Source organism: Myxococcus sp. MxC21-1 (assembly GCF_032612255.1).
In the GTDB taxonomy this organism is placed as follows: domain Bacteria; phylum Myxococcota; class Myxococcia; order Myxococcales; family Myxococcaceae; genus Myxococcus; species Myxococcus virescens.
Genome location: NZ_CP123278.1, coordinates 1,587,833 through 1,608,729, shown reverse-complemented (window position 1 = coordinate 1,608,729; position 20,897 = coordinate 1,587,833). Strand labels below are relative to the sequence as shown.

At 69.8% G+C, this 20,897-nt stretch carries 17 protein-coding genes and 2 pseudogenes; 3 read left to right on the top strand and 16 right to left on the bottom strand.

Translation table 11 applies throughout. The features are described 5' to 3' along the window. Positions 1-285 precede the first annotated feature (285 nt). The 7 genes and pseudogenes from QEG98_RS07620 to QEG98_RS07590 all read right to left on the bottom strand — a co-directional run. Positions 286-369 (bottom strand): annotated as a pseudogene (locus QEG98_RS07620) (hypothetical protein); the annotation flags it as partial. Further along, positions 366-1,091 (bottom strand): FUSC family protein, encoded by a 726-nt coding sequence (locus tag QEG98_RS07615; protein WP_316566241.1) that lies wholly within the window; start codon positions 1,089-1,091, stop codon positions 366-368. The gene QEG98_RS07615 and the pseudogene QEG98_RS07620, both read right to left, overlap by 4 nt. Then, positions 1,064-1,513: an FUSC family membrane protein gene (locus QEG98_RS07610; RefSeq protein ID WP_316566240.1), complete on the bottom strand. Its 450-nt coding sequence runs from the start codon at positions 1,511-1,513 to the stop codon at positions 1,064-1,066. Before QEG98_RS07610 ends, QEG98_RS07615 begins: the two co-directional genes overlap by 28 nt. Continuing rightward, complete coding sequence (locus tag QEG98_RS07605; protein ID WP_316566239.1) at positions 1,510-1,716, bottom strand: hypothetical protein; 207 nt, start codon at positions 1,714-1,716, stop codon at positions 1,510-1,512. Before QEG98_RS07605 ends, QEG98_RS07610 begins: the two co-directional genes overlap by 4 nt. A gap of 256 nt (positions 1,717-1,972) precedes the next feature. After that, positions 1,973-2,164: a hypothetical protein gene (locus tag QEG98_RS07600; RefSeq protein ID WP_316566238.1), complete on the bottom strand. Its 192-nt coding sequence runs from the start codon at positions 2,162-2,164 to the stop codon at positions 1,973-1,975. A gap of 88 nt (positions 2,165-2,252) precedes the next feature. Then, positions 2,253-3,416: a hypothetical protein gene (locus QEG98_RS07595; RefSeq protein WP_316566237.1), complete on the bottom strand. Its 1,164-nt coding sequence runs from the start codon at positions 3,414-3,416 to the stop codon at positions 2,253-2,255. A gap of 97 nt (positions 3,417-3,513) precedes the next feature. Next, a complete protein-coding gene (locus tag QEG98_RS07590) occupies positions 3,514-4,353 on the bottom strand; it encodes a metal-dependent hydrolase (RefSeq protein WP_316566236.1) in 840 nt (279 codons plus the stop codon). A 186-nt stretch (positions 4,354-4,539) separates the two neighbouring features. Between QEG98_RS07590 and QEG98_RS07585 the strand changes: the two genes are divergently transcribed. Both QEG98_RS07585 and QEG98_RS07580 read left to right on the top strand, forming a co-directional pair. Further along, the gene (locus QEG98_RS07585) at positions 4,540-6,396 is read left to right on the top strand and encodes an HSP90 family protein (RefSeq protein ID WP_316566235.1); all 1,857 of its coding nucleotides are present in this window, start codon (positions 4,540-4,542) and stop codon (positions 6,394-6,396) included. Beyond that, entirely contained in the window at positions 6,396-7,520 is a 1,125-nt protein-coding gene (locus tag QEG98_RS07580; protein WP_316566234.1) for a hypothetical protein, read from the top strand. The genes QEG98_RS07585 and QEG98_RS07580 overlap by 1 nt, the downstream gene beginning before the upstream one ends. Positions 7,521-7,532: 12 nt before the next feature. Here the strand turns inward: QEG98_RS07580 and QEG98_RS07575 are convergent, their stop codons facing one another. The 9 genes from QEG98_RS07575 to QEG98_RS07535 form a co-directional block, all read right to left on the bottom strand. After that, on the bottom strand, positions 7,533-9,884 hold the full coding sequence (locus QEG98_RS07575; RefSeq protein WP_316566233.1) for a Tex family protein: 2,352 nt from the start codon (positions 9,882-9,884) through the stop codon (positions 7,533-7,535). Between the two features lie 59 nt (positions 9,885-9,943). Next, positions 9,944-10,501 (bottom strand): GNAT family N-acetyltransferase, encoded by a 558-nt coding sequence (locus QEG98_RS07570; RefSeq protein WP_141253498.1) that lies wholly within the window; start codon positions 10,499-10,501, stop codon positions 9,944-9,946. 202 nt (positions 10,502-10,703) lie between these two features. Beyond that, on the bottom strand, positions 10,704-12,929 hold the full coding sequence (locus tag QEG98_RS07565) for an alkaline phosphatase D family protein (protein ID WP_316567846.1): 2,226 nt from the start codon (positions 12,927-12,929) through the stop codon (positions 10,704-10,706). A gap of 164 nt (positions 12,930-13,093) precedes the next feature. Continuing rightward, positions 13,094-14,185, bottom strand: a complete 1,092-nt coding sequence (gene recA / locus QEG98_RS07560) for a recombinase RecA (protein WP_090484573.1) — start codon at positions 14,183-14,185, stop codon at positions 13,094-13,096. Between the two features lie 112 nt (positions 14,186-14,297). Next, positions 14,298-14,906 (bottom strand): hypothetical protein, encoded by a 609-nt coding sequence (locus tag QEG98_RS07555; RefSeq protein ID WP_316566232.1) that lies wholly within the window; start codon positions 14,904-14,906, stop codon positions 14,298-14,300. After that, complete coding sequence (locus QEG98_RS07550; RefSeq protein WP_316566231.1) at positions 14,894-15,082, bottom strand: hypothetical protein; 189 nt, start codon at positions 15,080-15,082, stop codon at positions 14,894-14,896. The genes QEG98_RS07555 and QEG98_RS07550 overlap by 13 nt, the downstream gene beginning before the upstream one ends. Positions 15,083-15,312: 230 nt before the next feature. Beyond that, positions 15,313-17,148 carry a glutamine--fructose-6-phosphate transaminase (isomerizing) gene (glmS, locus tag QEG98_RS07545; protein WP_090484575.1) on the bottom strand — a complete coding sequence of 612 codons (1,836 nt, stop codon included), beginning with the start codon at positions 17,146-17,148 and terminating at the stop codon, positions 15,313-15,315. A gap of 107 nt (positions 17,149-17,255) precedes the next feature. Next, entirely contained in the window at positions 17,256-18,668 is a 1,413-nt protein-coding gene (gene glmU, locus QEG98_RS07540) for a bifunctional UDP-N-acetylglucosamine diphosphorylase/glucosamine-1-phosphate N-acetyltransferase GlmU (protein WP_410478062.1), read from the bottom strand. Then, positions 18,668-18,874 (bottom strand): hypothetical protein, encoded by a 207-nt coding sequence (locus QEG98_RS07535; protein WP_011551501.1) that lies wholly within the window; start codon positions 18,872-18,874, stop codon positions 18,668-18,670. Before QEG98_RS07535 ends, glmU begins: the two co-directional genes overlap by 1 nt. Positions 18,875-19,088: 214 nt before the next feature. Between QEG98_RS07535 and ggt the strand changes: the two are divergent. Beyond that, positions 19,089-20,895 (top strand): annotated as a pseudogene (ggt, locus tag QEG98_RS07530) (gamma-glutamyltransferase). Positions 20,896-20,897: the final 2 nt, after the last annotated feature.

Here is a 20,897-nt window from a genome sequence, read left to right as displayed (position 1 = left end):
GTCCTTGGCGGGTCCGGTCCACTCGCTCAGCAGCCGCTGGAAGGACGCCTCCGCCGCCAGCAGCGCCAGGCCTATCTTCCGCCGGGCCTCGCGCACCGCGGGCTCCGCGTCCGAGTGCGCGGCGGCCACCGCCATCAGATATTCGCGGTCCGCGCGCAACGCGAAGGCCACCTGCTCCGGCAGGCGCAGGTGCTCCGGGCTGGGCCACAAGAGCCGCATCCCCGTCAGCGCAATCAGTCCGCCCAGCAGCGTGTTGACGATGCGCACCCCGGCCAGCTCCCAGTCCCCGGACTGGAGCTCCGCCAGCAGCACCAGGGCCGGAGTCAGCAGCACCTGGAACGCGGACAGGCTGAGCGGCTGGATGCTCATCGCCACCGCGAACAGCACCCCGATGGCCAGCAGGATGATGGCCGGGTCCTCACCACCGCCACCAGTCCCGCGGCCAGCGCCGCGCCCAGCAGCGTGCCCGCGATGCGCTGCAGGCTCCGCTGGAACGTGATGCCCGCGTAGGGCTGCAGGACGACGGTGACGGTGATGATGACCCAGTAGCCGTGATTCAGTCCCAGCGCCCCGACGAGCGCGGTGGCCAGCGCGGCCGCGACGCCCAGCCGCAGCGCGTGACGGAAGATGACGGAGCGGACGTTGAGATTCTCCCGCAGCGGCTCCAGGAGGGCCTGCCGCGGCGCCGCCTCCACCCGCCGCGCGGGCAGCGCCAGGGCGTCCGGCACGGGCGTGCGGCCCTCCAGCCGCGCCGCCACCTCTACCGTCGCGTGGGAATAGTCCCGCAGGCGGTCCAGCAGCGTGTGCACGTATTGATAGCCAGCGCGCACCGGCTCCGGCACGTCGCCCGCCGAGTCCAGCGCCGCCAGGGCCCGCTTCACCCGCTCGGCGTTCCACACCGGCTGGGCGCTCACCTCCGTCCCCTTCTCCAGGGCAAACCGGACGCGGCGCAGGTCCGCGGACAGCTCCGCCAGCGCGCGCTGCACCTCCGCTCGGAGCGCGTGATAGCGGGGCACGGCGGGCGCCACCTCCAGCATCTCCTTCAGCGCGATGAGCGTCACCATCATCGAATCCGCGCCTTCGGCCAGCACCAGCAGCTGTTCGCCCCGGCCGCTCTCCCCGCCCGGCCCATGCGCGTGGAGGCCAGCATGGTGCGCGCCTGTTCGATGAGCTGACGCATGCGGGCCTGCCAGGGCACCTCCGGCAGGACACCCGCGGGGGCGGACGCCGCCCCTTCGAGCGGCCAGCGCCCCACCTCTTCCGCGTGGTCCGCCAGCGCGTCGTAACACCGCGCGATGGCCAGGCGCGCGGGCCGGTAGGGCACCAGCGGCCACAGCATCAGCGCGAGGAACATGGCCCACGCGCCGCCCACCAGGAACAAGCCGGAGCGCAGCAATGCGTCAGCCACGTCGTTGGCGGGAAGCGCGAGCGACACCACGAAGTAATTGGCGAGCACCACGCCCATCAACCCCGGCGTGTCCCCATACGAGCGGGCGAAGCCACACGCCGTCACCCAGAACAGCGTGGCGATGACGGCGGCCCACGCGGGCAGGTGCAGCGCCGCGGCCGGCCCACCACGGAGCCCAGGAGCGTCATGGCGCCCATGGCGAGCGCGCGGTCTCTGTAGGGCCCGCCCCGGTCCACCAGGGCAACGAAGAGCGCGGCCATACCAACCCACGTGGCCGCGGGAAGGTGCAGCAGGGCCGCGACGGCCATGGGGCCACCCACCGCGAGCGCGGCGCGCACCCCGCGCCATACGCGGGACGGCCCGGCTCCACGCGGAGGAAGGCCTGGAGGTGATGACGGAGCGGACTCATCTCGCGAGCAATCCCAAACCACTCCGTCCTATGTCACAGGTCCGCGCACGCATCGACGCTTCCGTGGAACCACTCCACGAAGGTGGTGTCCAGGTGCGAACGCGGCCGGGCCCGTTCCACCGGATGGACGGAGGGCGAGCAGCCAGGGGCCCGCGTCAGCCGGCCTCTCGCTCCGGGCCCACGCCCTCGAAGTCCTCCTCGACGGGCGCGGCCTCCTGGAAGGCGCTGGGCAGCAGGCTGAAGGGCAGCACCTTCCCCAACGCCGCGAGCAGCAGGATGCCGCCGGGCGCCGCGAAGATGGCCAGCGCGGGAATCGCCTTGGCCACGTCGACGAGCTGCGCGCGCATGCGCTGGCGCTCGTCGCCCGTGAGCGCCGGCGCCGGGCCGCCTTCGTCAGCAGCACCGCCAGGTCGCCCGTCTCGCGGACCTCCTGCATCAGCCGGTAGAAGTTCTTCTCCAGCGTCTCCTGGATGCCGGCCACCAGGTCCTCACCCATGGCGCCCGCGGCGTCCGACACGGTGAAGACGTCCACGATGGCGCGGTGGCGGGCGTAGAACTCCGCCATCTCCAGCTCCAGCCGGTGCAGCTCCACGTCCGGGACCTGGAGCGCCTGCGCCAGCTCGCGGATGAAGACGCGCTCGCGCCGCGTCTTGCGGCCATCCACCAGCGCCGCCAGCAACGTCTGCTCCAGCAGGAAGTGGCGCACGTCCACGCTGCGCACCGGCGCACCACGTCCCGCACCGGGCGGCGGCGTGCGAAGGACTGCTTCACCGCGGCCTTGAGCTCGGACGTCATCGCCGCCGGCAGCCGCAGGGACTCCACCTGCCGCAGGATGGCGCGGCGCGCGGGCAGGCCCGGCACCCGGTCCACACACGCAAGCCCCGTCAGCACGTCCACCAGCAGCGCCTTCTGCCGCGCCGCGAAGTCCAGCCGCCGCTGCGCCCGCTCCCGGTGCAGCGCGCCGCGCGAGAAGTAGTCAATGGCCTGTCGGCAGAACAGCTGCGCGTCCGCGTACTGCGCGCCGTTGTGCAGCACCAGCCCGTATACCGGGTCCCCCGCCAGCACGGGCGAGCGCTTCACCAGCGACGCTTCCACCTTCGCCGTCAGTCGCCGGGACACCGGACGCCCCGAGGCAATCGCCGCGTCCACCGTCTCCGCCAGCTCCAGCTCTCCGGTGAGCACCGCGAACAGGACCAGGAGATGCTCGGTGCGAACGGCCGTTGGAGTCCCCACGAGCCGGCCCAATTCCAGCGCCATCAGCGCCAGCGTCCGCACCACGGCGTGGAAGAGCTGGTCCTCCAACACGCGCGCCTGGAGCTCGGTGGGCTGCGCCACGTCCGCCGCGGAGGGTGCGTCCGCGGGCGTGCCGTACAGCAGGCCACTGGCGCGCAGCGTCCGCCGCAGGTACGCGCGGGCGCGGGCCCGCCCGGAGCCCAGCGGCGGCGCGGACGGAGCCGGCGCGCCCGCCTCGAAGGCGACCGTCTCCGTCAGGAGTGGCAAGAGCCACCCCGCCTTGGTGAAGTCCAGCACCGGAACACTCCTGGAGCGCCAGGCAAGGCCCATGCGCGGCACGAAGAGCGGGATGTAACCCAGGGGCATCCCGGTTTCCACTCGGCCACGGGACAGGGTCAAGGCCCGGAAGTCAGCGGGCGTAGAACCGCCACTTCTACCGGACCCAACCATCCGCGCCCGGGGCCTACAGCGCGGTCGTCGCGCCGGGCTCCGGGACCACCACCTTGGCCGTGTTGCGCAGCTTCTTCAGCTCGCCGGTCAGCGCGTCCGGGGTGCCCTGGAGCAGCGGGAAGGTGCCGTAGTGCATGGGAATCACGCTCTTGACCTTCAGGAGCCGCACCGCCTGGGCCGCCTCCGCGGGGCCCATGGTGAAGTGGCCGCCAATGGGGAGCAGGGCCACGGTGGGCTTGAACTGGGTGGCGATGAGCGACATGCCCTCGAAGGGTCCGGTGTCACCCGCGTGGTACAGCGTAGGACCCTTGTCGATTTCCAGCACGTAGCCCAGGGGCGCGCCCGCGTACTGCGCCGGCGACTTCGGGTCCGCGGCGTAGCTGCTGGAGTGGACCGCCTCCACCAGGTGGAGCGTGACGTCCTTCACCTGGAAGGTGCCGCCCGCGTTGGCGCCCACGGACTGGGCCTCCGGGAGCCCCAGCAGGTTGATGAGCTCGAAGGAGCCATAAACCTTGGCGCCCGTCTTCTCGGCCAGCGCCTTGGCCTCGCCCACGTGGTCGAAGTGGCCGTGGGTGAGGAGGATGGCGTCCAGCGCCTCCGGCTGCGCGGCGCCCTTCGGGGCCTTGGGGTTGGAGAGCCAGGGGTCGATGGCAATCACCGCGCCGCCCGGGCTGCGAATCACGAAGGCCGCGTGCCCCCACCACGTCACCTCCGTCTTGCCGCGGCTGGCCGCCGCCGGGGCCTTGGAGGCCGCGACCTTGCCGGGCGCCGGGGTGCCCTGCGCCGCCGCCGTCCCGCCGAAGGCCATTGCCGCGCCCGCCACCACTGCCATGAGCTTCGTCCGCATATCCATCCACTCCTGCTTTCGAGGTGAAGACCTGCCGCCACCGTGGTGACACGTCCCCCACGGCCGGATTGCCACCTGACACTGACCGGGCGGCCATTCAAGGGCCTGCCATGGATGCCCAAGTGCGCGCCGCGTCTCAAGCTCGATTCGGCTGTCGATACGACGGGGGGCGTGCGCTAACGTCGGCGGCACGTGGACCACCGATTTCAAGTCAGCCTCCGCGGGGTCATCGACCTCCTGTCTCATCACCTGTACAGCTCCCCGGGCGTCTACGTACGCGAGCTGCTCCAGAACGCGACCGATGCCATCCGCGCCCGTCAGCTCCTGGAGCCCGGCCACGCGGGCACCGTCCGGCTGGAGCTGATGGAAAAGCAGGACGGCAGCCCGCCCACCCTGCTCTTCACCGACGACGGCGTGGGGCTGACCGAGGACGAAATCCACCGCTTCCTGGCCACCATCGGTGAGTCCTCCAAGCGCGAGGCCCTGGAGGCCCGCCGCAACGACTTCATTGGCCAGTTCGGTATCGGCCTGCTGTCCTGCTTCATGGTGTGTGACGAGCTGCTGGTGGTGACGCGCTCGGCACGCGGCGATGGGCGCACGTTGGAGTGGCGGGGCCGGCACGACGGCACGTACGCCGTGCGGCCCTCCGAGCACCCGCTCGCCCAGCCCGGCACCCAGGTGTTCCTGGTGGCCCGCCCGGACATGGCGCACTGGTTCACCGCCACGCGGCTGCGAAACCTCGCCAGCCACTACGGCGGCCTGCTGCCCTTCCCCATCCACCTCACCACGGACCAGGGCACCGAGCGGCTGGACACCTCCGGCGCCCCCTGGCGCCGCGAGTACGACAGCGCCTCGGAGCGGCGCAAGGCGCTGCTCGCCTACGGGCGCGAGCTGTTCGACACGGACTTCGTCGACTGCATCCCCCTGCGCTCCACCGCGGGAGACGTGGACGGAGTGGCCTACGTGCTGCCCGCGTCGCCGCACTTCAACTCACGGCAGAAGCACCGCGTGTACCTCAAGCACATGCTGCTGTCGGAGAGCGCGGAGAACCTGCTGCCGGACTGGGCCTTCTTCGTGAAGTGCGTGGTGAACGCCAACGCGCTGCGGCCCACCGCCAGCCGGGAGTCCTTCTACGAGGACGACGCACTCGCCGCGGCGCGCGAGTCCCTGGGCCAGTCCCTGCGCGGCTACCTGATGGAGCTGGCGCGTGAAGACCCACGCGCGCTCCAGCGGCTGATTGCCCTGCACGGGCTGAGCGTGAAGGCGCTGGCGCTGGATGACGATGACTTCTACCGCCTCATCATCCACTGGCTGCCCTTCGAGACGTCGATGGGGATGATGACGCTGGCGGACTACCGGCGCGCGCACCCCGTGGTGCGCTACACGTCCACGCTGGACGGCTTCCGGCAGATTGCCCAGGTGGCCGGTGCCCAGGGCCTGTGCATCATCAACGCGGCGTACACGCACGACACGTCGCTGCTGGAGAAGCTGCCGCACGCGGTGCCGGACGTGCAGGTGGAGCCCTTCTCCTCCGCGGACCTGCCGCAGAGCTTCGAGGAGCTCACCCTGGACGAGCGCGAGGCCACCTTCCCGCTGCTGCGCATGGCGGAGAACGTGCTGGCGCCGTTCCGCTGCGGCGCGGTGGTGAAGAAGTTCTACCCCGCGGAGGTGCCCACGCTCTACAGCTCGGACGCGGAGGGCGCGTTCCGGCGCGACGCCGAGCGGGCCCGCGAGGAATCGGATGACCTGTACGCCGGTGTGCTGGACAGCGTCATGGCGGCCTCGGGCAGCGAGCCGGCGCAATTGTGCTTCAACCTCCACAACCCGGTGGTTCGGCGGCTGGCCGCCGTGGCGGACCGGGACATGCTGAAGCTGTCGGTGGAGATGCTCTACGTGCAAGCACTGCTCTTGGGACACCATCCGTTGAACGCACAGGAGATGGTGCTGCTGAACCAGGGCCTGTTGGGCCTCATCTCCGCGCAACTGGGCGGGGATGGCGGGCGCGGCGGCGAAGGCAGCGGCGGCGCGGGTCCCCGGGGGCTGCACTGATGAGCGGTGACTGGCGCGAGCAGGTGGAGTCGCTCTTCGCCCAGGCGGACGGCCTGGCCGAAGGCGAGAGCAAGGTGCGGCTCCTGGAAGAGGCGGTGCGACTGGCGGACACGCACAAGGACGTGGGCATGGGCTACCGGATGCGGGATGCCCTCATCGACGCGGCGACCTTCGGCGGCTTCCCGGACAAGGCGCTGGTGGCCTTCGCGTGGTGCCGGGGACAGCAGAAGAAGGACCCGAAGCGCTTCGACCCGGAGGAGATGTTCTGGAAGCAGAAGTGGGTGGTGGGGCGCATCAAGGAGTTCCCTCACATCACCCGCAAGCAGATTCAGGACGCGCTGGACGACGTGGAGCAGTGCTTCAAGGCCACGGACTCCGGAGTGCGCGCGGTGCTGAAGATGCGCTACCAGGCCGCTCGGGAGATGGGTGACGCCGCCGAGGAAGTGGAGCGGCTGTGGAACGCGTGGCTGGAGGCGCGCCGCGACCACCTCACCGACTGCCGCGTGTGCGAGCTGGACGACGAACTGGACCACCACGCCGACAAGGGCGAATGGCAGCAGGTGCTGCGCAAGGCGAAGCCCATCCTGGACGGCCGCAAGTCCTGCGCGGAGATTCCGCACCTGACGCTGGGCACGGTGCTCTACCCGCTGTTCAAGCTGGGTGAGCTGGAGCACGCGCGCGAAATCCACCGCCGCGGCTACGCCATGGTGACGAAGAACCGCGAGTTCCTCTCCACCGTGGGCGAGCACATGGAGTTCCTCGCCCTGACGGACAACCTGTCGCGCGGGCTGACGCTGCTGGAGAAGCACCTGGGCTGGGCGCTGGACCACCCGAGCTACCGGGACCGCTTCACCTTCTACGCCGCCGCCGCCTTCCTGCTGGAGCGGGTGCTGGCCGCTGGAGACAGGGACGTGGTGAGCCTGCGGCTGCCGAAGACGTTCCCCAATCACCAGGCGGATGGCGGCTACGACGTCCGGGCCCTGCACGCCTGGACGCTGGGGCAGGCCCGGGACATCGCGAACCGCTTCGACACGCGCAACGGGACGGACCGGTTCGCCAGGCTCCTGGCGCGCAACCAGGTGCTGGCGTGGGAAGTCCGTCCCTTCCCCATCGACGCGAAGTGAGGCGACGCCCCGTCAGCGCTTGAGCTTGCTGAACGGGTTGTTGAACGGCTCCGGGCCCTTCTTCTCACCGGGCCCCGAAGCCGGCTTCGGCCCCGGGCCGGAGGCAGGCCGGGCGCCCTGACGAGGCCCGCCGCTTCCGCCGCCGCGCTCCGTCATGCGGCCCGGCCCCGTGGCCCCGCCGACCTGGGGGCGGCCCGACGGCTGCGGCGCTCCACCCTCCTGCACCGCGCGCACGGAGAGCGCCAGCCGCTTGCGCGCCAGGTCCACGGTGAGCACGCGCACCGTCAGCCGGTCGCCCACCTTCACCACTTCGGAGGGGTCCTTCACGAAGCGCGTGGAGATTTGCGACACGTGGACGAGGCCGTCCTGGTGCACGCCCACGTCCACGAAGGCGCCGAACGCGGTGACGTTCGTCACCACGCCCTGGAGCACCATGCCCTCCTTCACGTCCTCCAGCGAGCGCAGGTCCTCGCGGTGCTGGGGCGCGGTGAAGTCGCCGCGCGGGTCGCGGCTGGGCTTCTCCAGCTCCGCCAGGATGTCCTTGAGCGTCATCTCGCCCAGGTCCGGGCCCAGGTAGCGCTTCGGGTCAATCTTGCGAACCAGCTCGGCGTTGCCCACCAGCGCGCTCACGGCCACGCCCAAATCCTTGGCCATGCGCTCCACGACGCCGTAGCGCTCCGGATGGACGGCGCTGGCGTCCAGCGGCTCCGTCCCGCGCACGCGCAGGAAGCCCGCCGCCTGTTCGAACGTCTTGGGCCCCAGGCCGCTCACCTTCAGCAGCTCGCGCCGCGTGGTGAAGCGCCCCTTCGACGCGCGGTGCGCCACCAGCTTCTTCGCCAGGGACGGCCCCACGCCGGACACGTGCTCCAACAACTGCGGAGACGCGGTGTTGACGTCCACGCCCACCGCGTTGACACACGAGTCCACCACCTCACCCAGCTTCTTCTTGAGCAGCCCCTGGTCCACGTCGTGCTGGTACTGCCCCACGCCGATGCTCTTGGGGTCGATCTTCACCAGCTCCGCCAGCGGGTCCTGGAGGCGCCGGCCAATGGACACCGCGCCGCGCAGGCTGACGTCCAGGTCCGGGAACTCGTCGCGGGCCACCTCGGAGGCGGAGTAGATGGACGCGCCCTGCTCGCTCACCGACACCACGGGGGTTTGCGAGCCCATCGCCTTCAGCGTGTCACGCACGAAGGCTTCCGCCTCGCGGCTGCCCGTGCCGTTGCCCACGGCGACGAGCTCCGGCTGGTGCTTCTGCACCACCGCGGCCAGCAGCTTCGCCGCGCGGGCGCGCTCGTCCGCGCCGCGCTCCGAATAGAGCGTCAGCGTCTCCACCACCTTGCCGGTGACGTCCACCATCGCCAGCTTGGTGCCCGTGCGCAGGCCCGGGTCCAGGGCCAGCACCGCGCGGGCGCCCGCGGGCGGCGTGAGCAGCAGGTGGCGCAGGTTCTCCCCGAAGACGCCAATGGCCTGCCGGTCCGCGCGCTCCTTCAGCTCCGCGCGCAGCTCCGCCTCCAGCGACGGGCCCATCAGCCGGTCCCAGCTGTCCTCCACGGCGGCGCGCAGCTCCTGTGAGAAGAGGGCCTGCGGCTTCGTCACCACGCGCCCGGCCAGCAGGCCCTTCACCTCGTCGTCGGGCAGGGAGAGCTTCACCTTCAGCACGCCCTCTTCCTCGCCGCGCAGCAGCGCCAGCACGCGGTGCGAGGGGGCCTGGGACAGGGGCTCCTCGTGGCCGTAGTAGTTCTCGAACTTGGTCGTCTCGCCCTTCTTCGCGGGCACCACGTTCGAGCACAGCGTGCCCCGGCGCGCGCTCACCTCGCGGGCCTCGCGGCGCAGGCCGGCGTCCTCGGCCACGCGCTCGGCGCAGATGTCGCGCGCGCCCGCGAGCGCGGCGGCCTGGTCCGGCACGTCCTTCTCCGGGTTGACGAAGGGGCGCACGCGCGCGGCCACGTCCTCGCCGCGGCGGCCGTCCTGCTTCCACACCAGGTCCGCCAGCGGCTCCAGCCCGCGCTCCCGGGCAATGGCGGCGCGCGTGCGGCGCTTGGGCTTGTAAGGAAGGTAGAGGTCCTCCAGCTCCGTGCGCGTCCTGGCGGCCTTGAGCGCCTTCGCCAGCTCCGGCGTCAACTTCCCCTGCTCCTCGATGGAGCGGAGGATGGTGTCGCGCCGGGAGTCCAGCTCGGCGCGCTCGGTGGCCCGGTCGAAGAGGGTTTGAATCTGGACCTCGTCCAGGCCGCCCGTGACTTCCTTGCGGTAGCGCGCGATGAAGGGGACCGTGGCTCCGTCCTCTTGCAGCGCGAGGGTCCGGTCCACCTGCTCGGGCCTGAGGCCCAGCTCCTGGGAAAGCTCAGCGGCGTAGGGATGCATGACGCCGCTTCTATAACCCGGGCCCCACACTGCTCCCAGAGACCGGTCGTCCGAAGCGCTCAGCCCGCGACGAACGCCGCGCGCCGGGCGTCCCACTCCGGGCGCAGCAGGCCCCAGAGTTGCTGGTCCCGGCGTTGCCCCTGGAACAGACAGTGCCCGCGCAGGGTGCCTTCCATCGTGAAGCCCAGCTTGCGCGCCACGCCCTGAGAGCCCGTGTTCTCCGCCAGCGTCGTCAGCCACACCCGCTGGAGGTAGGGCAGCGTGAACAACTGCTCCAGCATCAACCCCACCGCGCGGGAGCCCAGGCCCCGGCCGTGGTGCGCGTCCGCCATCATGTAGCCCAGCTCGATGCGGCCATGCGCGCGCGACAAATCCCGCGCGGACACCGTCCCCACGAGCTGCCCGTCCGCCTCCACGAACCACCGGAAGCTCCGCGCGCGGGGCTCACCCAACGCGCCCGCTTCCAGGATGCGCCGCAGGAGCAGCTCCCGCGTGTCGTCCTCCGTGTCCACGAAGCGCCGCGCGCCGGGGGCCGCCCGCATGGCCAGCCAGAAGTCCACGTGCTCCGGCCGGGCGGGAACGAGTCGGACATCGGAAACGGGAGCACCGGGCAACATGCCTCGCTTCTAGCGCGCCCCACGCCGCGGCGCAGCAATCAAGGAGGTCCGCGCGAACCAGGACCGGAACCGCCTGCGCCATGCACCTTGCCGGCATTCCACCGGGCGCGTCCCACCCTGAAACGGCCGAGGGCCGCGGCCTGGAGCACGTGGCTCCCGGCGCGGCCCTCGCTCCTCACCGAACAGGTGAGGCCTTCTCTCCTCAGGCGGAGGTGATGGTGCCGTCCTTGATGACGAAGTCGCGGCGGGTGAACTTCGCCGTCAGCTCGGAGGGCTGGCGCAGCGAGTAGTCCTTGGTGATTTCCGTGCTCGGGATGAGGTGGAAGGCAGCCTTCGCCTCGGTGCCGCCGACCTCCAGCACCACGAAGCCGTGGGCATCACCGTTCACGAACGCCATGCCGGGGTGCGCCTCCTTCAGCGACTTGTCCAGCTCCGTCACGATGTACCGGTACACCGTGCTGCCGGTGGAGAAGCCCGCGCCGATGACGGCCAGACCCGCCAGCTCCTTGATGGAGCCGGAGGAGATGCCCGGCGTCGTCAGCGCGGGGATGCCGGACTCCACGGACGCGAAGGACGCGTGGATGTCGCCGGAGATGAACAGCGCGTTCTTCACCTGGCTGTCGCGCAGGAACTTCAAGAACTCCTGCTTCTTCGTGGGGAAGCCGTCCCACTGGTCCACGTTGAAGTAGAAGTCCTGGCGCAGCGTGGGGTCCGGGACGTCCGCCTTGTCGCTCAGCTTGAACACCATGGAGGTGAGCGAAATCGAGGAGACGATGATCTTCCACGCGTTGTCCGCCTGCACCGACTCCTGGAGCCACGCCTGCTGCTCGTTGCCGAAGATGCCCTCCGAGGCTCCCGCGGAGCCCATGTACTTGATGGCCGCGTACAGGTCGAAGATGGGCTTCACCACGACGTAGCGCGAGCCCTGGATGCCGAAGAGGCCCGTCTTGCCCATGTGCGCGTAGGCCAGACCGCGCGGCGCGCCCGTCGCGGGGATGAGCGGAATGGCCGACTCGCCCGCCGCCACACGCGCCTGGTTGACGGCGTTGAGCACCTGGTTGACATAGAGCAGCGCCAACCCACCGGAGACCCAGGAGGCCGCCTTCTCGGACGCCTCTCCCGGCGTGAGCCCGGCGGCGACGGCCTGCTGCACGTACACGCCCGTGAGGATCTGCTTGTAGGGCGCCAGCTCCTCGGCGTCGATGTTCACGTACGCGAACATGTCGGACTGCAGCTGCGCCTGCGTGGCCTCCGGCAGGGACGACAGCACCAGGGCCAGCTGCTCGGCCGGCACCGCTACCTTGCCCGGGTACGCGTCCTCGGGGATGAGGTGGTCCGGGCGGTACGAGCGCGTGTCCGTCACCAGCAGCTTCAGGTTCCGGCCGAACTCGAAGTCGCGGTAGATGCGCGTCGGCTGGGCCACCACGGCGTTGATGTCGATGGCGCCCGCGTTGCTCGCGCCGTGGTCCATGGGGATGTACTCGAAGAAGGCCTGCTCCGCGTTGCGGCGGCGCTCGGTCTGCTTCTCGTTGGTGCGCTCGTCCGTGTACGTGGCGACGTCGCCCCAGCAGTCGTCGGAGAACTCGTGGTCATCCCACGTGATGATGAACGGGTAGCGCTCGTGCACCTGCTGGATGACCTTGTCCCTGCGCAGGGTCTTGTAGAGGTCGCGGTAGTTGGACAGCGAGTTGGCCGCGTAGAACGCCGTCAGGCCCGTGCCCTGGCGGAGCGCCTTCTCCGGCTCGCTGAAGACGATGCCGCGCCCGTCCACGGACTGGAACGACGCGTCGCCCGTCGTCTCGTAGACGTAGTCGCCCAGGAACACGACGAAGTCGAGGTCCTCGTTGAGCTGCAGCAGGTGCTGCCACGCGTTGTAGTAACGGCCGATGTAGTCCTGGCAGCTGGCGAAGACGAACTTCACCGGCACGTCGTCGCCCGCGGCCGGCGCGGTGCGGGTGCGGCCCGTCACCGTGGAGTACTTCTGACCGTTCGCTTCGATGGTGAAGCGGTAGTAGTACGTCGTGCGCGCCGACAGGTTGGTGACCTTCACCTTCAACGCATGGTCGAACTGCGCCAGCGCGGTGAACTGCTGGTCCAGCACCACGCTGCTGAACGACTCGCTGGTGGATACCTCCAGCCGCACCTGCGTGTTCGCCCCCGCGTTGTCCGGGTCCACCGCCCGCACCCACAACACCACGCTGTCCGGACGCGGGTCACCCGAGCACACGGACTGCGGGAAGTACTTCTCGCCAGCATCCGACGACGTCTCGTCGTCGGAACATCCGAACGCAGTGGTCGCGGCAACGGCGACGACGGCCTGGAGGAAACTGCGGCGTTTGAATCGATCGAACAAGGCGGGACTCCGGGTTGCGCGGGTTAGGAGACAGGGCCGCGAGTCTAGAGCGCTCTTCCACTCAGCAGGAAACATCCCCACGGAATGAAACGACAACGCATCGTGTCACCCACGCCCGGTGCGAACCCACGCGAAGGACGCCGGACACCAAGCAAAAGGGCCGCCCACCTCGCGGCGGACGGCCCTTTGACTTTCATGGCGAATCGCCACCATCCGGGGAAAACGCCCCGGAGACGGGACTACTTCACGGCCTTCACGCGGCCGCGCTTCTCGCTGCCACCTTCGGCCGGCGCGGACTCGTCCGGCGCCGCGGCTACGGGCGCACCCGACTTGCCGATGCCGTACTTCTCCAGCACGCGGCCTTCGATGTCCTTGGCAATCTCCGGGTGCTCGCGCAGGTAGTCCTTCACGTTCTCCCGGCCCTGTCCGATGCGCTCACCGTTGAAGGAGAACCAGCTGCCGCTCTTCTCCACGATGTTCTCGTTGGAGGCGAGGTCGATGAGGTCGCCCTCACGGGAGATGCCCGTGCCGTACATGATGTCGAACTCGACTTCCTTGAACGGCGGCGCGACCTTGTTCTTCACCACCTTCACGCGGGTGCGGCTGCCCACCACGTTGTCGCCATTCTTGATGGCGCCGATGCGGCGGATGTCCAGGCGCTGCGACGCGTAGAACTTCAGCGCGTTACCGCCCGTCGTCGTCTCCGGGTTGCCGAACATCACGCCAATCTTCATGCGAATCTGGTTGATGAAGATGACGCACGTCTGGCTCTTGGAGATGGTGCCCGTCAGCTTGCGGAGCGCCTGGCTCATGAGGCGGGCCTGCACACCCATGTGCGCGTCGCCCATCTCACCCTCGAGCTCCGCCTTCGGCACGAGCGCGGCCACCGAGTCCACCACCAGCACGTCGATGGCGCCCGAGCGCACCAGCATCTCCGCGATTTCCAGCGCCTGCTCACCGGTGTCCGGCTGGCTCAGCAGCAGGTCATCGGTGCGCACGCCCAGCTTGCGCGCGTAGCCCACGTCCAGCGCGTGCTCCGCGTCCACGTAGCCGCAGATGCCGCCGCGCTTCTGCGCTTCGGCGACGATGTGGAGACACAGCGTCGTCTTACCGGACGACTCCGGCCCGAAGATTTCGATGATGCGGCCCTTGGGCACGCCACCCACGCCCAGGGCGATGTCCAGCGAGATGGAGCCCGTCGGGATGGCCTGAACGTCTCGCATCAGCGGCTCGTCGTTGCCGAGCCGCATGATGGACCCCTTGCCGAACTGGCGCTCCACCGCGGACATCGCCAGTTCGATCGCCTTTTCCTTCTCCTGATTCACGGCCATTGCTCGTAGCTCCTTGTATTGGCGAGCCACCCCGGCTCACCTGAACGCGCTTTTAGTACGCGATGGGTAGACCCTAGTCCACCCCTCTGACATCCGTGCTGCATCCTGCCGGTCAGCCCTCGCGGAGGGCAGCCAGGAAGGCGGCCACCAGCCCCGCCAATCCCACCCACAGCCCCATGTCGGCCACGCCCAGGACCGTAGACACCGCCCCGGCCAGGGACACCAGGGTCAGCATCAGCAACCCCACGCGGTACACGGGCGTCCGGGGCGGAGCAAGCCACAAGGCGGCCATCGCCAGCAGGGACAGCCCCACCTGGGAGGTGAGCAGGCTGGCGTCCCCTTGGCGGAACAGCGCTTCATGGACGACTTGCGCCCCGATGCCTCCCACCAACACCGCCATGCACGCACCTGGCTTCAGGCGGTGCGTCTTCCGCTGCAGGGTGTTGGCGCGCAGGTGCGCCAGGTCCTCGGGCTGGACTTCCAGGGCGTAGGGGAAGCCCAGGGACAGCAGGGCCTCCACCGCGGCCGCGCGGCAGGTGCGTCCCTTCGCATCCACCAGTCCGGTGAGCCGCCCGCTCTCCAACAGCCGCAGGAAGGTGTCCGCCACCAGCCGGTCTCCGCCCGTCCTGGCCATCCGGGACAGCTGGAGGTTCAGCCGCGCCGCCACCAGGGGACGCTCCGCCTCCGGCACCCGCCGGGCCTGCTCGGTCAACACCAGCACCGGCAGGGGATGTCCAACGGCGGCGTGGGCGTCCCCCGGAGCAGAGGAACCGGCGTGGCGTCCAGCGGCGCGGGCTCGGGCGGCGCCTCCCACGGCGCGACCTCCCCCAGTGGCGCCTCGTCCTCGTCCTCCATGGACCGCTGCGTGAGCGGATGTATGCGAGGCGCGTCGGACACGGAGGAAACTGTAGCCGCGGCCCCCGGAGCGGTTCAAAGCGACGTGCCCCCGCAACTTTCACCGGACAACGGGCGAGCCGGAGCAGGCGTTGAACGAGGCCTTGTCCGACATGCGCGCCCGGGAGCGCGGCCTTCGCCAGGTGCCGCTCCCTCACGCGGAAACGACGAAGCCCGAGCCCCCTTCGCGGGAGCCCGGGCTTCTGGCGCTTCAGGTCGAAGACGCGCGGCGGCTACTCCACCGTCACGCTCTTGGCCAGGTTGCGCGGCTGGTCCACGTCGTTCCCGCGCAGGTCCGCCACGTGGTAGGCGAGCAGCTGCAGGGGGATGGTGGCCACCACCGGCGCCAGCAGCGCGCAGGCCGCCGGAATCCGGATGACCTGGTCGGCCAGCGTGGCCACGTGCTCGTCGTCCTCGTCGATGATGGCAATCACCTTGCCACCGCGCGCGCGGACCTCCTCGATGTTGCCGATGATTTTCTCGTACGCGACGTGCGGCTGCTTCGGCGCGATGACCACCACCGGCATCTTCTCGTCGATGAGCGCGATGGGGCCGTGCTTCATCTCACCGCCCGCGTAGCCCTCCGCGTGGATGTACGAGATTTCCTTCAGCTTGAGCGCGCCCTCCAGCGCCACCGGGTGCATGGGGCCGCGGCCGAGGAAGAGGAAGTCCTGCGCGTTCATGTACTCGCGCGACACGCGCGTCACGGCCGGCTCGCACTTGAGGACGTCCTCAATCATCTTCGGCACCTTCGTCAGCTGTGTCAGGTGCTCCTGCGCCGCCGGCACGGACAGGGTGCCACGCATGCGGCCCAGCTTGACGGCCAGCAGGTACAAGGCCACCAGCTGCGTGGTGAACGCCTTGGTGGACGCCACGCCAATCTCCGGGCCCGCGTTGGTGAGCACGGAGAAGTCGGCCTCGCGCGTCATCGCGCTGCCAATGACGTTGCAGATGGCCATGGCCGTGGCGCCGCGGGCCTTGGCCTCCTTGAAGGCCGCCAGCGTGTCCGCCGTCTCGCCCGACTGGCTGATGGCGATGGCCAGGTGCGTGCCGTCGACGATGGGGTCGCGGTAGCGGAACTCGCTCGCCAGCTCCACCTCGACCGGCAGGCGCGCCAGCGACTCAATCATGTGCTTGCCCGCGACACCGGAGTGCCACGACGTGCCGCACGCGAGGATGGTGACCTTGGTCAGCGAGCGGACCTTCTCCGCCGACAGGTTCCAGCCCTCGAAGTGGACGTCGCCTTCCGACAGGAGCATCCGGCCGCGCAGCGTGTCCGCGACGGCGCGGGGCTGCTCCCAGATTTCCTTGTGCATGAAGTGCTTGTGGCCGCCCTTCTCCGCCATCATCGGCGTCCAGTCGATGCGGCGGGTGGGCCGGTTCACCTTCTGGCCCTGGCGGTTGAAGATGTCCACGGCCGCCGCGGTGATGACGGCCAGGTCACCCTCTTCCATGTAGACGAAGTCGCGCGTGTGCTCGAGCAGCGCCGGCACGTCGCTGGCCAGGAAGTTCTGCCCCTGGCCCAGGCCCAGCACCATGGGCGAGGCGTCCTTGGTGCAGACGATGCGGCTGGGGTCGCTGGCCGTCAGCACGGCCAGCGCGTAGGTGCCCTTCACCTGGGCAATGGCCGCGCGCACCGCGTCCGGCAGCTCCAGGCCGCGCTCCAGCTCTTCGGAGATGAGGTGCGCGAACACCTCCGAGTCCGTCTCCGAGGAGAAGACGTGCCCACGCGAGCGCAGCTGCTCCTTGAGCGACAGGTGGTTCTCGATGATGCCGTTGTGCACCACCGCCACGTCCTTGTACGTGTGCGGGTGCGCGTTCTCGTCGGAGGGACGCCCGTGGGTCGCCCAACGGGTGTGCCCGATGCCGATGTTGCCTGGTGGCTGGTCCGCCACCACCCGGTTCTCCAGGTTGCGGAGCTTGCCCGTGGCCCGCACGACGTTGAGCTTGCGCTGATTCAGCACCGCAACGCCCGCCGAGTCATAGCCACGGTATTCGAGCCGCTTCAGGCCCGACACCAGGATGGGGGCTGATTCCTTGTCACCGACGTATCCAACAATCCCGCACATAGTTGCACCTCTCTCTCACGCCCACGCCCGCCGGAGCAATCCGCGGGATTCCCCTACATCCCTGCCGGGCAGCGTTCTGCCTGGTACCCAAGCAAGAGCCGCGCCGACTACCCCGCCCGCGCCTTCGCCTGCCGCGCCTTCTTGGTGGCCACCCAACCTTCCTTGGTCACCTGTGGCGTCCGGGACACAGCGAGGCTCCCTGGAGGCACATTTTTCGTCACCGTGGTGCCCGCGCCGACATACGAGCCGTCGCCGACCTTCACGGGCGCGACGAGCTGGGTGTCGGAGCCGATGAACACACCATCCCCCAGCTCAGTCAGGTGCTTGTTCACCCCGTCATAGTTACAGGTGATGGTGCCCGCCCCCACGTTGCACCCGGAACCAATGACAGCGTCCCCCAGGTACGTGAGATGGTTGGCCTTCGAACCTTTTCCGATGCGGGCCTTCTTCGTCTCCACGAAGTTGCCCAGATGCACGTCCTCGGCCAGCTCCGTCCCGGGGCGCAGCCGCGAGAAGGGGCCAATGACGTTGCGCTCCCCCACCCGGGCCTCTTCCAGCACGGAGTAGGGCTTGATGAGGGTGCCGTCCGCCACGGTGGAGGCGTGCAGCACGCTGCCCTGGCCAATGGTGCAACCCTTGCCCACCACGGTGCCGGCGGCCAGCGTGACGGAGGGACCGATTTCGGTGTCGGGCCCCACGGTGACGCCTTCCTCGATGTAGGCGGTGGCGGGGTCCTGTAGCGAGACGCCGGCGCGCATGTGCGCCTCGTTGATGCGCTGTTGCAGCACGCGCGCGCGGGCGGCCAGCTCCACCCGGTCATTCACGCCGGCCGTCTCCGTGGCGTCCGCCTCCACCGAGCCCACCGGGCCCCGCTTCGCGGCCATCTCCACCAGGTCGGTGAGGTAGTACTCGCCCTGGGCGTTCTGCGGCTTGATTTCCGCCAGCGCCTTCCAGAGGAAGTCCGCGTCCACGGAGTAGATGCCGGCGTTGCACTCGCGCACCGCGCGCTGCTCCGGGGTGCAGTCCTTGTGCTCCACGATGCGCGTCACCTTGCCACCGTCGCGGATGACCCGGCCGTAGCCCGTGGGGTCCTCCAGGGTGGTGGTCACCATGGCCAGCTTTCCGCCCGCCTGGTCATGGGCGGCCAGCAGCGCCTCCAGCGTCTCGCGGCGCAGCAACGGCACATCGCCGTAAAGGATGAGGACCCGTCCGGAGTACCCCTTCAGGGCCTCCTCCGCGGAGCGCACCGCGTCCGCCGTTCCGCGTTGCTCGCGCTGGAGCGCGAAGTGCAGGGGGGCATCCGGGAAGAGGCCTCGGACGGCCTTCTCCACCGCTTCCGCCTGGTGGCCCACCACGGGGACCACCGACGTGGCGCCCAGTTCAAGGGCCCGCTTGAGGGGATACGCGCAAAGGGGCCGACCGAGGATGGGGTGAAGGACCTTCGCCTTCTCCGACTTCATCCGCGTGCCCTTGCCCGCGCACAGCACCACCGCCGCCAGAACGCTCATGCGGCGGAGAATTAGGGACAGCCAATCGAGTCGTCAACCGCGCGTGGATCAGAAGGCGTGACGGTGTCCACCGGCCGTGCCTTCGCACTGACCGAGACGCACAGGGTGTTGCGCTGAATCGTGATGCCGAAGCTGGGCTTCAAGAAGACCGTCACCTCGGCCGCGGTGGGCGCGGCGCCAGGTAGGGCCTTTTTCTCGGGTATGGCTTGCGTGCTCATACGCTCCCCCGGACGCGATTCATGATGGGACCAGGATGCACGCCGCCGGAGAACAATCCAAGAGGAAAAATGTTGTCAGGCTGAAATCCTGGTCCTGACCATACGGTTCGTGCATACCGGGACACATGTAGTCCGTCTGGTCCCCTGGCGTCGCCGGACTGGAGGGTAGGCTTTTGTCGCCCGGGTAACACATCACCCAGGACGAAAGCCAGCGATGGACTGTTCAGACAGCGCGAGGAGGGCTGAACCCGTGAAGGACACGAGCTTCCGCGGTGCGGTGCTGAAGCGAGGGCTGCTGGCCGCGGTGATGATGGTGGCGTGTGTGGCGCAGGCGGCGCGGCCCTACCGGGGCGGCGCGGTGGCCACGGCCTACCCGCAGGCGAGCGCGGCGGCGTTGGAGATGCTGGAGAAGGGCGGCAACGCCACGGACGCGGCGGTGGCGGCGGCCTTCGTGGCGGCGGTGGTGGGTCCCTACCACTCCGGCGTTGGCGGCGGCGGCTTCGCGCTGGTGCACGACGCCAGGAGCGGCGACACGAAGGTGTTGGATTTCCGCGAGGTGGCCCCCAAGGCGGCCACGCGTGACATGTACGTGAAGGACGGCAAGGTGGTGCCGGGCCTGTCCACGGACGGCGCGCTGAGCGTGGCGGTGCCGGGCGCCGTCGCGGGCTACCTGGAGCTGCTCAAGGCGCACGGGACGCTGAAGCCGGCGGTGGTGCTGGCGCCGGCCATCGCGGCGGCGCGCAAGGGCATGTGGGTGACGCCGCGCTACCGCACCATGGCGGAGGGCCGGCTGGCCTGCCTGAGCCGGGACGCGGAGGCCTCACGCGTGTTCCTGGTGAAGAACGCCCAGGGGCAGTGGGAAGCCCCGCCCGTGGGGCACGTCATCCGCCAGCCCGACCTGGCGCGTACGCTGTCCTCCATCGCGAAGGGGGCGCCAAGGCCTTCTATGCGGGGCCGGTGGCGAAGGCCATCGCCACGTCGGTCCAGGCGGGCGGCGGCATCCTCACCCAGGAGGACCTCGCGGCCTACAAGACGCGGAGCGCCACGCCCCTGGAGGGCACGTACCGCGGCCACCGCATCCTCACCATGCCGCCGCCGAGCGCGGGGGCGTGGCCGTCATCCAGGTGCTGACCGCGATGGAGCAACTGCGTCCCCAGGGCGTGACGTTCCGCGACGCGGAGGCGCTGCACCTCTACGCGGAAGCCGTGCGGCGGGCCTACGTGGACCGCGCGAAGTACCTGGGGGACCCGGCCTTCGTGGACGTGCCCCTGGCGCGGCTGGTGTCGCCCGGCCACGTCGCGGACCTGGCGGGCTCCATCGACCCGAAGAAGGCCACGCCCAGCGCGTCGCTGCTGGCGCCGAAGGAAGGCGTGCGGGGCTCCACGCTGACGGACGAGCCCACCATCCTGACGCCCGAACCGGAGAAGAAGAACACCACGCACATCTCCGTCATCGACAAGGACGGCAACGCGGTGGCGATGACGACCACGGTGAACTACGGCTTCGGCGCGTGCGTGGTGGCCAAGGGCACCGGCGTGCTGCTCAACGATGAGATGGATGACTTCGCCGCGCAGCCGGGCGTGCCCAACGCATACGGCCTGGTGACGGGCGAGCCCAACGCCATCGCACCGGGCAAGGTGCCGCTGTCCTCCATGGCCCCCACGCTGGTGTTCGCCAAGGAAGACCCCCGGCGCGTCATGCTCGCGGTGGGCAGCCCTGGCGGCTCCACCATCCCCACCACCGTCATCCAGGTCATCAGCAACGTGGTGGACCACGGCATGGACGTGGCGCGCGCGGTGAATGAAGGCCGCGTGCATCACCAGTACCTGCCCGACGAGCTGTGGGTGGACAAATGGGGCCTGGAGCCGGCGACGCTGTCCGTGCTGGAGGCCAAGGGCCACAAGGTGCGCCGCGTCGAACAGTGGGGCGACGCGGAGGCCGTCTACAGCGACCCGAAGACGGGGCTGCGCTTCTCCGCGAGCGACCCGCGCAACGAGGGCGCCGCCCTGGGGCAGGATTGAGC

Coding starts and splice junctions, on each gene's coding strand:
- QEG98_RS07605 (WP_316566239.1), bottom strand. CDS start 1,716: ATGGCCGTCGCGGCCCTGCTGCACCTTCCCGCGGCCACGTGGGTTGGT.
- QEG98_RS07600 (WP_316566238.1), bottom strand. CDS start 2,164: ATGCGCGCGCAGCTCGTCGACGTGGCCAAGGCGATTCCCGCGCTGGCC.
- QEG98_RS07595 (WP_316566237.1), bottom strand. CDS start 3,416: ATGCCCCTGGGTTACATCCCGCTCTTCGTGCCGCGCATGGGCCTTGCC.
- QEG98_RS07590 (WP_316566236.1), bottom strand. CDS start 4,353: ATGGATATGCGGACGAAGCTCATGGCAGTGGTGGCGGGCGCGGCAATG.
- QEG98_RS07580 (WP_316566234.1), top strand. CDS start 6,396: ATGAGCGGTGACTGGCGCGAGCAGGTGGAGTCGCTCTTCGCCCAGGCG.
- QEG98_RS07575 (WP_316566233.1), bottom strand. CDS start 9,884: ATGCATCCCTACGCCGCTGAGCTTTCCCAGGAGCTGGGCCTCAGGCCC.
- QEG98_RS07570 (WP_141253498.1), bottom strand. CDS start 10,501: ATGTTGCCCGGTGCTCCCGTTTCCGATGTCCGACTCGTTCCCGCCCGG.
- QEG98_RS07565 (WP_316567846.1), bottom strand. CDS start 12,929: ATGTTTCCTGCTGAGTGGAAGAGCGCTCTAGACTCGCGGCCCTGTCTC.
- recA (WP_090484573.1), bottom strand. CDS start 14,185: ATGGCCGTGAATCAGGAGAAGGAAAAGGCGATCGAACTGGCGATGTCC.
- glmS (WP_090484575.1), bottom strand. CDS start 17,148: ATGTGCGGGATTGTTGGATACGTCGGTGACAAGGAATCAGCCCCCATC.
- QEG98_RS07535 (WP_011551501.1), bottom strand. CDS start 18,874: ATGAGCACGCAAGCCATACCCGAGAAAAAGGCCCTACCTGGCGCCGCG.